Genomic DNA, 13,199 nt, shown 5'->3' with positions numbered 1-13,199 from the left:
CTCGTCGGCGATGGGGTGAGTTCCGTCCATCGTCAGACCGATCTCGTCGGAGCCGATGCCATGACCACGCTGCCCGTCCCTGCCGCCGTCACCGCGATCCGCGGGCGGCTGGTCTCCTTCGAGCCCGTCGCCGAAGGAGACCAGCCGCGCTTCGTCGAGGACGGGCTTCTCGTCATGGCGGGCGGCGTCGTCACCGCGATGGGAGAGGCCTTCGATCTGCTCGCCCACCTTCCCGACGGCACGCGCGTCGTGGATCATCGCCCGCATCTCGTCATGCCGGGCTTCGTCGACCCGCATCTCCACATGCCGCAGACCCAGGTGATCGGCTCCTACGGCGCGGAGCTGATGGAATGGCTGGCGCGCTATACGTTTCCCGAAGAGAGCCGCTACGGCGATCCCGAGATCGCCGGGGAGGCCGCGGTCTTCCTCGTCGACGAACTCCTGCGCTCGGGTACGACGACGGCCGCCGTCTATTGCACGAGCCATCCCGTCTCGGTCGACGCCTTCTTCGCGGAGGCCGCACGCCGGGATCTGCGCATGGTCGCGGGCAAGGTGATGATGGACCGCAACGCGCCGCCGGCCCTTCTCGACACCGCGCAATCGGGCTACGACCAGTCCATCGCGCTGATCGAACGCTGGCATGGGCAGGGGCGGCTCGAATACGCCATCACGCCGCGCTTCGCCCCGACCTCCTCGCCGGAGCAGCTGGAGGCGACCGGGGCCCTGGCCAGGCAGCATCCAAGCCTCCACATCCAGACGCACCTGTCGGAGAATCACGCCGAAATCGCCTTCGTGGCGGAGCTCTTTCCCTGGTCGCGCGACTATCTCGACGTCTACGAGCGCCACGGCCTCGTGCGGGAGAAGGCGCTGTTCGGCCACTGCATCCATCTCACCGAACGCGAGCGGGCGGTGCTCGGCGAGCGGGGCGCCTCCGCGATCTTCTGCCCGACCTCGAACCTCTTCCTCGGCTCCGGCCTCTTCGATCGGCGGGGGGTGGCTGCATCGGGCGCGCGGATCGGCCTTGCGACCGATATCGGGGGCGGCACCAGCTATTCCATGCTGCGCACGGGCGCGGAGGCCTACAAGGTGCTCGCCCTGCAGGGGCAGACGCTGCCCGCCTTCGACGCCTTCCACATGATGACGGCCGGCAATGCCGGGGCGATGGGCCTCGGTGAGCGGATCGGCCGGCTGGCGCCGGGCTTCGAGGCGGATGTCGTCGTGCTCGACGCACAGGCGACGCCCGCCATGCGACGGCGGATGGGGCGGTGCGAGACGCTGGCCGAAGAGCTGTTCGTGCTTCTGACGATGGGCGACGACCGCTCCGTCGTCGCCACCTATGCCGCCGGGGTGAAGCGCCACGATCGGCAGAACTTCGACGGCCCGGCGCTTCCTGAACGGCCGGACGCGCCCAGTCTTGCGCAGCCGGGCTTCGACCCGTTGAAGGACACGGCGCAGTAGGCGGGGGAATGTCGACGAACCGCGAGCGACGGGAGCGCCGTCCAGCGCCCGATCGCGCGGTCCGCGACGTCCTCGGCGTCAGAACTTGACCATCAGGGACTTCCCGATCGGGCCGAAATCGGGCTTCACGCCGAGCAGGGCGGCCGAGCGGCGCACGATGTTGCCGACCATCGGGGCCGCGTTCCAGCCGGCCTGCGCGTTCGGCTTGCCCGGCTCGACCTGCGGCTCGTCGACGATCGAGAGCACGACGTAGCGCGGCTTCTCGATCGGGAAGGCGCCGACGAAGGCGTTGAAGCGCTTGTTGTGATTGTAGCGGCCGTTCTCGACCTTCTCGGCCGTGCCGGTCTTGCCGCCGACGTGGAAGCCGGGAACGTTCGCCTGCCGGCCCGAACCCTCCTCGCCGTTGATGCGGAAGATCTGGCGCATGTCGGCCGACGTCGCCTCGCTGACGACGCGCGTCTTCACCGCGTCCGCCTCTTCCTTCGTGCGGGGCAGGAAGGTCGGCGGGATGTACCAGCCGCCGTTGATCAAGGATGCCGCGGCGACGGCGGTGTTCAGCGGCGTCGTCGAAACGCCGTGGCCGAAGGAGATCGTCATCGAGTTGATCTTCTTCCAGACCTTGGGCTGCGTCGGCGTCGCCACTTCGGGCAGCTCGGTCTTGACGCGCGACAGGAGGCCGAGCCGCGTCAGGAACTCCCGGTGGCCCTCGACGCCGACCGCGTCCGCCTCGCGGGCCGAGCCGACATTGGAGGAATACTTGAAGATATCGGGGACCGTCAGCGACGAGCCCTTGTTGTGGAATTCCTTGATCGTATGGCCGGAGACACGGAACGGGGTCGTGTCGACGCGGCTGTTGAAGTTGAACTTCCCCGAATCCAGAGCCATGCCCGTGGTGAAGATCTTGAAGGTCGAGCCCATCTCGAAGACGCCCGCCGAGATGCGGTTCAGATTTTCCTTCTTCAGAGCGTCGCCGGGCTCGTTCGGATCGAAAGTCGGGGCGGAGGCCATGGCGACGATCTCCCCGGTCTCGACGTCGAGCACGATCGCGCCGGCCGCCACGGCGCGGTACTTCTTCATCGCGTTGACGATCTCGTCGTTCAGGATGTGCTGGACGGAGAGATCGATCGAAAGCTTGACCGGCTCCAGACGCTCGCCGCCGGCAAGGCCGCTCGCCAGGAGGGCGGAGAAGCCGCTGTCGTCGATGTACTTCTCCATGCCCGCGATGCCGGCATTGTCGATGTTGGTGAGGCCGAGAATGTGGGCCGCGGTCGAGCCGCCGGGATAGAAGCGGCGCTTTTCGGTGCGGAAGCCGATGCCGGGAATGCCGAGCGCGAAGATCTCCTGCTGCTGGCGCGGGGTCAGCTTGCGTTCGAGCCAGGCGAAGCCCGACTTGGAGGAGAGCTTGCGGTAGAGCGCCTCGGTGTCGAGGTTCGGCAGCACGCTCGCAAGCCGCTCCGTCGCCTCGTCGACATCGACGATGCGCTTGGGCTCGGCGAAGAGCGAGGCCGTCTTGATGTCGATGGCGAGGATCTTGCCGTTGCGATCGACGATGTCGGGCCGCGTGACCGGCTGGTGCGACATGGCCGCGATATAGTCGGACGAACTCGTGTTCGTCGCCCCGAACAGGATGAGCCGTCCGCCGATGACGGCGTAGATCCCGCAGAACAGGCCGGTGGCGAGGAGGAAACGGGACCTTTGCCCGCGTTGACGCTGCCGGACGAAGCCGCCGGCCTGAAGCGGCGCGCACTTGGACGCAGCGCCGTTTCGGCGAAACCGGGCGGCGAGAGCGCGGAGCGACGTCAGATGCGGCATGAAGCCTCCGAAAACATGTCGACCGGCGGAGGCTCCGAAAGCGTCGGAGTCTCGTCAGGCCGTCCCATGAGTTTTCGGCTCCGCGTCCTTAAGGCTTCGTAAATATGACGAAAGGATTTTCATCCTGCGCTCACCCGAGGGGTCTGTCCGGTTCGCGCCACCGCGGTCAGGTGAGGAGGCCGAGCCGGATCGCCTGAGCGACGGTCTGGACGCGATTGACCGCGTTCATCTTCTGGGCGGCGGCGGCGAGATAGGAGTTCACCGTGTTCTCCGACACGCCGAGGATCGCCGCGATCTCGCCGGAGGTCTTCCCGGCCGCGCTCCAGCGCAGGCAATCGAGTTCGCGCGGCGCCAGCGTCACGACGGGCCCGCGGGGTTTGTCGAGCTGTGACAGGCGCGCGAAGAGGTAGAGCGCGTAGAGGTGAAGATCGGCATAGGTGCCCGACGACGCCGCTCCGTCGAGAGCGAAGACGAGCGCGCCGCGGCTGCGGTCGCTGAACACGGGAAGGCAGAGGGCCGTCGTGCCCGGCGTGCCGATCGCGGCGGATTCGGCCGGCGTGAGATGGAAGGGCACGATGTCGTCGGCCAGGCGATGCCGCAATTCGCAGAGCATCGGTGCCGGCTCCCGAAGCGCCTCGCAGGGATCGCTCGGCCAGGTCGACGTCACCATCTCGAAGGCGAGCGCGGCGCCGTTCGGCTTGACCGAAAGGAGGGCGAAGGCTGCAAAGGCGTTCGCCTCCGCGATGCGCCGGAGCGCCCGCTTGGCGTGATAGAGCGTCAGCACTTCGGGAAGGCGCCGAAACTCATCGGGATCGATCGACGGCTGGATCGACGGCTGGTCCGTCGTCTGGCCAGCCATCGGTATCACCGTCGGGGCCGTCGCGACACAGGGCGCCGGAACGCTGTGGATCGCTCTCTGATCTGCGACGGCTTGGGTCAAGGCAAATCTCATTGTCATCGTCATCACCGATACCCGGCTTCCCACCCGGCTCCGGGAGATGAAGGGTTTACATCCGTAGGGGCCTTCGCAAAACAAATAGCCACGACGGCTTGTGCATAGCTGTCTCGATTCTAAAGCGGGCTGACCTTCCTCCTTTCGAACCAGAGCCATCCCGCTTGTTTACGCCCTCTGGGGCGACAAACCGGCGGTGCGAGCTATCTCCCCGACCGATGCATGAGGCATCGGTGAGGAGAGACGCATGCGACTGGTCAGATTCGGTGTCGCGGGTCAGGAAAAGCCCGGCTTGATCGATGCGGACAACGTGCTGCGGGATCTGTCCGGCGAGATCGACGACATCGCCGGCGCGCATCTCTCCAGGGCCGGGCTCGCGCGGATCGCGGCGATCGAACCGCGGAGCCTGCCGAAGGCCGATCCCGGCGCGCGCCTCGGGCCACCGGTCGGCGGAACGCGAAACTTCGTCGCGGTCGGTCTGAACTATGCCGATCACGCCGCCGAGACGGGTGCGGCGATTCCCGACGAACCCATCCTGTTCTCGAAGGCGGTGTCCTCGATCGTCGGCCCGCGCGACGATATTCTCATTCCACCGGGCTCCACCAAGCTCGACTGGGAGGTCGAGCTCGCGATCGTCATCGGCGAGACGGCCTTCAACGTTTCGCAGGCCGAGGCGATGGATCATGTCGCGGGCTTCTGCCTCTGCAACGACGTGTCCGAACGGGCTTGGCAGACCGAGCGCGGGGGGCAGTGGGTCAAGGGCAAGAGCGCGCCGACCTTCGGTCCGCTCGGCCCGTGGCTCGTGACGCCGGACGAGATTTCCGACGTCCAGGCCGTGGACCTCTGGCTGAAGGTCGGTTCCGACGAGATGCAGTCGGGTTCGACGGCGACCATGATCTTCGGGGTTACGAAGCTCGTTTCCTACATTTCCGGCTTCATGCGCCTGATGCCCGGCGACGTCATCACGACGGGAACCCCGCCGGGCGTCGGAATGGGTATGAAACCACCGCGCTTCCTGAAGGAGGGCGACATCGTCCAGCTCGGCGGCGCCGGGCTCGGCGAGCAGCGCCAGACCGTCCGCGCCACGCCATAACCCCGGCGCTTCCGGTTTTTTCTCCCAAAGCGATCGCCTTTTTGCGCTGCGATGCGCAACCTGCCGGAGGTTCGGCTGTTTCGACAGCGGGTGCCGTCCGGCCAACCCATCGTCGCGAGGCACCCTCTGGTCGCCTCCGTTTTTGTTGAAGTCCGATCCCAAGAGGTCCGTTCATGGCCGACGCCATCGAAGCTCCCCGCAGGGCAAAGCGATCCGACACCTCTCGCGGTCTCGCCGATGCGCGAGCCGCCAGCGAGGCGAAACTGCGCCATCTCGCGGCCTCGCGGCTCGTCATCGAGGGCGTCGCGCCCGAGATCGACGGGGGGCGCTTCGCGGTCAAGCGCATGGAGGGCGAGGCTCTGACCGTGGAGGCCGACGTCTTCACCGACGGACACGAGGTGATCGCGGCCGCCGTCCTCTACGGCCCGGCGGATGGATCGTCCGAGACCGAGATCCTGATGGACTATGTCGTCAACGATCGTTGGCGGGCGAGCTTTTCCTTCGAGAAGCCGGGGCATCACCGCTTCACCATCCTGGCCTGGCGCGACCTCATGGCGACATGGCGGGACGAGTCGCGCAAGAAGCGCGACGCCGGTCAGGACATCGCGCTCGAACTGTCCGAAGCGCGCTCGCTGCTCCGGCTGTCGACGCAGTCCGGTCGCGGCTCGAAGAGCGACCAGAAGGCGCTGGCGCAGCTTCTCGCCAAGCTCGACAAGCTGGCGGACAAGGGCGACAAGACTGCCCAATACGAGCTTCTCCAGACGGAGGACACAAAGGCGATCATCGCGGCGACGGACGTTCGCACGCATCTGACGCGCTATTCTGTCGAGGTCCCCGTCTGGGTCGACCGGGAGGCCGCCGGCTTCTCCGCCTGGTACGAGCTGATGCCGCGCTCGCAATCGGGCTCGGTCGAGCGGCATGGCACGTTCGACGACGTCATCGCCCGCCTGCCGGACATCCAGGAGATGGGCTTCGACGTCCTCTACTTCCCGCCGATCCATCCCATCGGCAAGACCAACCGCAAGGGCAAGAACAACACGCTGACGCCCGGCCCGGACGATCCGGGCAGCCCCTACGCGATCGGCTCGTCCGATGGCGGTCACGACGCGCTGCATCCCGAACTCGGCGATTTCAAGGATTTCGCCCGGCTGATCTCGGCCGCTCGGGACCATGGTCTCGAGATCGCGATCGATTTCGCGATCCAGTGCTCCCCCGACCATCCCTGGATCCGCCAGCATCCCGAATGGTTCGACTGGCGTCCGGACGGCACGATCAAGTTCGCCGAAAACCCGCCCAAGAAGTACGAGGACATCGTCAACGTCCACTTCTACCGCGACGCGCTGCCGGCCATGTGGTTCGAGTGGCTGCGCATCGTCCTCTTCTGGGTGGAGAAGGGCGTGCGGATCTTCCGCGTCGACAACCCGCACACCAAGCCGTTCCCCTTCTGGGAATGGCTGATCGACGAGGTGCGGCAGGTCGAGCCGGGCGCGGTGTTCCTCGCCGAGGCCTTCACGCGGCCAAAGCCCATGAAGCGTCTGGCCAAGGTCGGCTACAACCAGTCCTATTCCTACTTCACGTGGCGCAACACGAAGCGGGAACTGACGGAGTACATGACCGAGTTGACGCAGACCGAATGCGCCGACTACATGCGGCCGAACTTCTTCGTGAACACGCCGGACATCAACCCCCGCTACCTCCAGACGAGCGGGCGTCCCGGGTTCCGCATCCGGGCGGCGCTGGCGGCGACGCTCGCCGGCAATTACGGCGTCTATTCCGGCTTCGAGCTCTGCGAGTACATTCCCGTCCAGGGCAAGGAAGAATACCTCAATTCCGAGAAGTACGAGATCCGCGTCTTCGACTGGAAGGCGCCCGGCAACATCCGCGACGATCTCGCCTTCTTCAACCGGCTGCGGCGCTCCGAACCGGGAATGAAGTCGTTCCGGAACCTCGTCTTCTACAACTTCTGGAACGACAACGTCCTCTATTACGGAAAGTGGTCGCCGGACCGGTCCGAGCTGCTTCTCTTCATCGTCACGCTCGACCCGCACAACGCGCAGGGCGGCAATCTGGAAGTCCCGCTCTGGGAGTTCGGCCTGCCCGACGACGGAACGGTGCGGGTCGAGAACCTCGTCAGCGGCGAGACGTTCTCCTGGACCGGAAAGATCCAGTATTGGGGTCTCGATCCCGCCGTGCAGCCCTACATCGTGCTTCGGCTCTCCGCCTGACGACCGGCGCCGATTGCCTCCGTCAGACCTGAAATCGTCCTTCGATCAAGCAAGCGAGTCGTCATGAACGAGCACGTCGCCCTCACGCCCACCGATCCGACCGCCGGCCCCAATCCGGCGGCGATGGATTGGTACAAGGACGCGATCATCTACCAACTTCACGTCAAGACGTTCGTGGATTCGAACGGCGACGGCATCGGCGATTTCGCGGGGCTGCTGACGCAGCTCGACTATATCAGCGGCCTCGGCGTCACCGCGATCTGGCTCCTGCCCTTCTATCCCTCGCCGCTGCGCGACGACGGCTACGACATCGCCGACTACCGCTCGGTGAATCCGTCCTATGGCTCGATGGAGGATTTCGAGCGCTTCGTGGAGGAAGCGCACAAGCGCGGGCTCCGCGTCATCACCGAACTCGTCATCAACCACACCTCCGACCAGCATCCCTGGTTTCAGGCCGCGCGCAACGCGCCGAAGGGCTCGCCGGAGCGCGACTATTACGTCTGGGCCGACGACGACAAGGGCTACGACCTCACCCGCATCATCTTCACGGACACCGAGACCTCCAACTGGACCTATGATCCGGTGGCGGGCCAGTATTTCTGGCACCGCTTCTTCTCGCACCAGCCGGACCTCAACTTCGACAATCCCAAGGTTCTGGAGGAGGTGCTCGACGTCATGCACTTCTGGCTCGACAAGGGCGTCGACGGGCTGCGGCTCGACGCGATCCCCTATCTCGTCGAGCGCGAGGGCACCAACAACGAGAACCTTCCCGAGACCCATGTCGTCCTGAAGGCGATCCGCACCGACCTCGACAAGCACTATCCCGACCGCATGCTGCTCGCCGAAGCGAACCAGTGGCCGGAAGACACGCGTCCCTATTTCGGCGAGGGCGACGAATGCCACATGGCGTTCCACTTCCCGTTGATGCCGCGCATGTACATGGCGCTGGCGCAGGAGGACCGGCATCCGATCACCGACATCATGCGCCAGACGCCGGAGATTCCCGAGAACTGCCAATGGGCGATCTTCCTGCGCAACCATGACGAGTTGACGCTCGAAATGGTGACGCAGGAGGAGCGCGACTATCTCTGGTCGACCTATGCCGCCGACACGCGCGCGCGCATCAATCTCGGCATCCGCCGCCGGCTTGCGCCCCTGATGGGCAACGACCGGCGCAAGGTGGAGCTTCTGAATGCGCTCCTCATGTCGATGCCGGGCACGCCGACGCTCTACTACGGCGACGAGATCGGCATGGGCGACAACATCTATCTCGGCGACCGCGACGGCGTGCGCACCCCGATGCAATGGTCGGCCGACCGGAACGGCGGCTTCTCCAGAGCCGACCCGCAGCGGCTCTATCTGCCCCCGATCCAGGATCCGATCTACGGCTTCCAGGCGGTGAACGTCGAGGCGCAGTCGAACAATCCCGCGAGCCAGCTCAACTGGACCCGCCGGCTCGTGCAGGTTCGACGCACCCGCGAGGCCTTCGGGCGTGGCACGATCTCGTTCCTCTACCCGTCCAACCGGAAGGTGCTGGCCTACCTGCGCGAGCACAAGGAGGAGAAGATCCTCTGCGTCGCGAACCTGTCTTCGACCGCGCAGGCGGTCGAACTCGACCTATCGGCCTTCGCGGGGATTGCCCCGGTGGAGATGCTCGGCCTCTCGCCCTTCCCGGCGATCGGCGAAGCGCCCTACGTCCTGACGCTGCCGGCCTTTGGCTTCTTCTGGTTCGACGTTTCCGGCGCTTCGCTCGGCGGACCGCTGATCCGGCCCGTTCCCGAGCCGCTGCCGGAATTCTCGACCGTCGTCATCCTCGGCGACCTCAAGACGACGCTGAACGCCCAGAACAGGCGCGAGATCGAAACCGTCCTGCCGCAGTTCGTCGGCGGCCAGCGCTGGTATTCCGGCAAGGACGAGGGCAAGGCGACGGCCGATTTCGTGGTGCTCGGCGCGCCCGCTCCGGGCGAGCCGCGCCATCTTCTCGCCGAAGCCGTGATGAAGACGCGGGCCGGCGAGCGCCGTTACTTCCTGCCGCTGTCGGCGCGCTGGGGCGAGCCGCAGGCGCCCGCCAATCGGCCGAATCTTCCCTATACGCTGATGAAGCTGCGCCAGGGGCCGAAGCTCGGCGTGATCATCGACGGCACGCGCGACGCCTCGCTTTCGAAGATCTTCGTCGACATGATCGCCAAGGGGGACGATCTCGACCTCGGCGCGTCGAAGCTTCACGTCCACGCCTCGGCGAGCGCGGCGGAGGCCCTGGCGGCGGCGGCGGCCGAACCGGCAGAGACGATCGCTCCGCTCGGCGGCGAGCAGTCGAACACCTCCGTCGCGATCGGCACGACGGGCATCCTCAAGTTCTACCGGCGTCTGCGCGACGGCATCCAGCCGGAACTGGAGGTGACGCGCTTCCTTACGGAGAAGACCGATTTCACCGCCGCGCCCGCGCTTCTCGGCTCGGTCGAGCTGGAACGGGCGGATGGAACGCGCGCGGCGGTCGCCGCGCTCTTCCAGCGGGTGGAGAACCAGGGCGACGCCTGGACGGTCGTTACGGAGGGGCTCGCCCGCTACCTTCGCGACAACGCCTATGCCACGGAGCCGCTGGCCGAGACGATGGGCGATGCGGCCGAACCGGAAGGCGGCGTTCCGCTCCAGACGCGGATCGACGCCGGCAACATCATCGGCCGGCGAACCGGCGAGATGCATCGGGCGCTGGCGACGGTCACCGGCGATCCGGACTTCGATCCCGAGCCGATCGACGCGGCGTCCCTGTCGACATTTGTCGAAGGGGCGAGGGCCGAAGCGGACAGCGCGCTCGACGTCCTTGCCCGGCTCGGCTCCTACGGGACGGAGCAGTTGGCGGCCGACGCGTCGCGCCTCGTCGCGGCGCGCAGCGCGATCCATGACTGGTTCGACGGCTTCACGGCTTCGAGCCTTTCGGGACAGCGCACGCGCATCCACGGCGACTACCATCTCGGGCAGGTGCTGGTCTCCAAGAACGACGTCGTCATCCTCGACTTCGAGGGTGAGCCGGGTGCGCCGCTGGAGGAGCGCCGCGCCAAGTCCTCGCCGCTCCGAGACGTCGCGGGCATGCTGCGCTCCTTCGACTATGCCGCCTTCGCCGCCCTCGACAAAGCGGGTCCGGCGACCGATGCGACACTGGAAAAACTGTCCACGATCGCGGAAACCTGGAAGGCCGACGTCTCGCGCTCCTTCCTCGCCCATTGGAGCGAGGCTTCGGGCATCGATGCCGCGGGGGACGAGGCGGGCCGCCTGCTCGACCTCTTCCTCCTTCAGAAAGCGTTCTACGAGCTGAAATACGAGGCGGCCAACCGTCCGACCTGGCTCTCCATCCCCCTGCGCGGCATCACCACGCTCCTCGAAAACCGACAGGTCCTCTCATGAGCATGACACCCAGCCGCGCTGCCGACACGACCACGGGGCCGCAGGCCGACACCGTCGTCCCGAACGCGCACGTGCCGAACGAAAGCGCCGTGCGGGCCTTGATCGAGGGGCGCCATCGCGATCCCTTCTCGCTGCTCGGGCCGCACGCCGCCGAAGGTGGGCTCCTCGTTCGCGTGTTTCGACCGGGCGCCGAGACCGCCCAGGTGATCGACGCGAAGGGCGCGGTGCTTTCCGATCTCGATCGCGTCGAGGAGGGGTTCTATGCCGGCCTCGTGCCGTCTCTGACCCGCGGCTCCCCCTATCGCCTGCGCTTCTCCCACGGCGGCATCACCTGGGAGGAGGAGGACACCTATCGCTTCGGACCCATCCTCGGCGAACAGGACGCCTACTTTCTGGCGCAGGGCACCCACAACCGACTTTACGAAGCCTTCGGCGCCCATCCGTTCGAGATGGAGGGCGTTTCGGGCGTGCGCTTCGTCGTCTGGGCGCCGGATGCGCAGCGCGTGTCCGTCGTCGGCCATTTCAACGGTTGGGACGGACGGCGCCACGTCATGCGCTTCCGCCACGATTGCGGCGCCTGGGAGCTCTTCGTGCCCGGCATCGGGCGCGGCGAGATCTACAAGTTCGAGGTGGTGGGCGTGCACGGCGACCTCCAGCCGCTGAAGCAGGACCCGGTCGGGTTCTACCACGAGCAGGCCCCTTCGACGGCGTCGATCGTGGAGGGGCTCGTGCGCCACGAGTGGAAGGACGTGGACTTCCAGGCGCATGGCGCCGACTGGCAGGACGCCTCCAAGCCGATCTCGATCTACGAGGTGCATCTCGGCTCCTGGCGGCGCGGCGACGGCAATTCCATCCTCGACTACGACCAGATCGCCGGACAGTTGGTGCCCTACGTCCAGCACATGGGCTTCACCCATGTGGAACTGATGCCGGTGTCCGAGCATCCGTTCTACGGGTCCTGGGGCTATCAGCCGATCGGCCTCTTCGCCACGACCTCCCGCTTCGGCTCGCCCGAAGGGTTCGCGCGCCTCGTCGATGCCCTGCACCAGGCCGGCATCGGCGTGCTCCTCGACTGGGTGCCCGGCCATTTCCCGACCGACGTTCACGGGCTCGCGCGCTTCGACGGCACGGCTCTCTACGAGCATCCCGATCCGCGGCGCGGCTTCCACCAGGACTGGAACACGCTGATCTACGATTACGGGCGCACGGAGGTGAAGAACTTCCTCGTCTCGAACGGGCTCTACTGGCTCGACCGGTTCCACATCGACGGCCTGCGCGTCGATGCGGTGGCCTCGATGCTCTATCTCGACTATTCGCGCAAGCACGGGGAATGGGAGCCGAACATCCATGGCGGACGCGAGAATCTGGAAGCCATCGCCTTCCTGAAGGATACGAACGAGCGCGTCGGCGCGCTTTATCCGAAGGCCTCGACCCATGCCGAGGAATCCACTGCCTTTCCCGACGTGTCCCGCCCGACCTATGCCGGTGGTCTCGGCTTCCACTTCAAGTGGAACATGGGCTGGATGCACGACACGCTGCACTACATGCAGGAAGACCCGATCAACCGGCGCTACCACCACCACCACATGACGTTCGGGATGGTCTACGCCTATTCCGAGAACTTCATCCTGCCGCTCAGCCACGACGAGGTCGTCTACGGAAAGGGCTCGCTGCTCGGCAAGATGCCGGGCGACCGCTGGCAGAAGTTCGCCAATCTTCGCGCCTATTTCGGCTGGATGTGGACGCATCCCGGCAAGAAGCTGATCTTCATGGGCGGCGAGTTCGCGCAGGAGGGCGAGTGGGCGCACGATTATTCGCTCGACTGGCATCTTCTCGACCAGCCGCAGCATCAGGGCGTGCAGCGCCTCGTGCGCGATCTCAACACGCTCTACCGGGAGATTCCGGCGCTCCATCAGCTCGACTGCGATCCCGCGGGTTTCGAATGGGTGGACACGCAGAACGAGGCCGAGAGCGTCATCGCCTTCCTGCGCAAGGATGCCGAGGGGCGATCGGTGCTCGTCGTCTCCAACTTCACGCCGATCGTGCGCCACGAGTACCGGGTCGGCGTGCCGCATGGCGGTCACTGGACGGAGCGTCTCAACACCGATGCCGAGATCTACGGCGGCACCAACACCGGCAATATGGGGTCGCGCGCGGCCGACGAGATCGGCGCGAACGGGCGCTCCCATTCGCTGTCGCTGACCTTGCCGCCGCTCGCGACGATCGTGCTCGTCGCGGGGTGAGCGGCGGATCTGCG

General features: G+C 66.3%; 7 protein-coding genes. 5 read left to right on the top strand and 2 right to left on the bottom strand.

Translation table 11 applies throughout. The features are described 5' to 3' along the window. Positions 1-60 precede the first annotated feature (60 nt). Positions 61-1,458, top strand: coding sequence for a guanine deaminase (guaD, locus tag ASG43_RS14450; RefSeq protein WP_082490950.1), 1,398 nt, complete (start codon positions 61-63; stop codon positions 1,456-1,458). A 78-nt stretch (positions 1,459-1,536) separates the two neighbouring features. Here the strand turns inward: guaD and ASG43_RS14445 are convergent, their stop codons facing one another. Together ASG43_RS14445 and ASG43_RS14440 are read right to left on the bottom strand one after the other, a co-directional pair. Beyond that, positions 1,537-3,270 (bottom strand): penicillin-binding protein 2, encoded by a 1,734-nt coding sequence (locus tag ASG43_RS14445; protein WP_082490922.1) that lies wholly within the window; start codon positions 3,268-3,270, stop codon positions 1,537-1,539. A gap of 166 nt (positions 3,271-3,436) precedes the next feature. After that, entirely contained in the window at positions 3,437-4,129 is a 693-nt protein-coding gene (locus ASG43_RS14440; RefSeq protein ID WP_056506291.1) for a helix-turn-helix transcriptional regulator, read from the bottom strand. A gap of 340 nt (positions 4,130-4,469) precedes the next feature. On the opposite strand from ASG43_RS14440, the gene ASG43_RS14435 reads away from it, so the two are divergent. The 4 genes from ASG43_RS14435 to glgB all read left to right on the top strand — a co-directional run bounded on the left by ASG43_RS14435 (position 4,470) and on the right by glgB (position 13,185). Next, a complete protein-coding gene (locus ASG43_RS14435) occupies positions 4,470-5,315 on the top strand; it encodes a fumarylacetoacetate hydrolase family protein (protein WP_056506288.1) in 846 nt (281 codons plus the stop codon). A 173-nt stretch (positions 5,316-5,488) separates the two neighbouring features. Next, on the top strand, positions 5,489-7,540 hold the full coding sequence (locus tag ASG43_RS14430) for an alpha-1,4-glucan--maltose-1-phosphate maltosyltransferase (RefSeq protein WP_082490920.1): 2,052 nt from the start codon (positions 5,489-5,491) through the stop codon (positions 7,538-7,540). A gap of 123 nt (positions 7,541-7,663) precedes the next feature. Beyond that, complete coding sequence (gene treS, locus ASG43_RS14425; protein WP_244488114.1) at positions 7,664-10,942, top strand: maltose alpha-D-glucosyltransferase; 3,279 nt, start codon at positions 7,664-7,666, stop codon at positions 10,940-10,942. Continuing rightward, complete coding sequence (gene glgB / locus ASG43_RS14420) at positions 10,939-13,185, top strand: 1,4-alpha-glucan branching protein GlgB (RefSeq protein WP_082490919.1); 2,247 nt, start codon at positions 10,939-10,941, stop codon at positions 13,183-13,185. Before treS ends, glgB begins: the two co-directional genes overlap by 4 nt. Positions 13,186-13,199 lie beyond the last annotated feature (14 nt).

The organism is Aureimonas sp. Leaf454, assembly GCF_001424685.1.
In the GTDB taxonomy this organism is placed as follows: Bacteria; Pseudomonadota; Alphaproteobacteria; order Rhizobiales; family Rhizobiaceae; genus Plantimonas.
The sequence above is the reverse complement of the archived record's forward strand: the minus strand, read 5'-3'. Positions and strand labels throughout refer to the sequence as shown.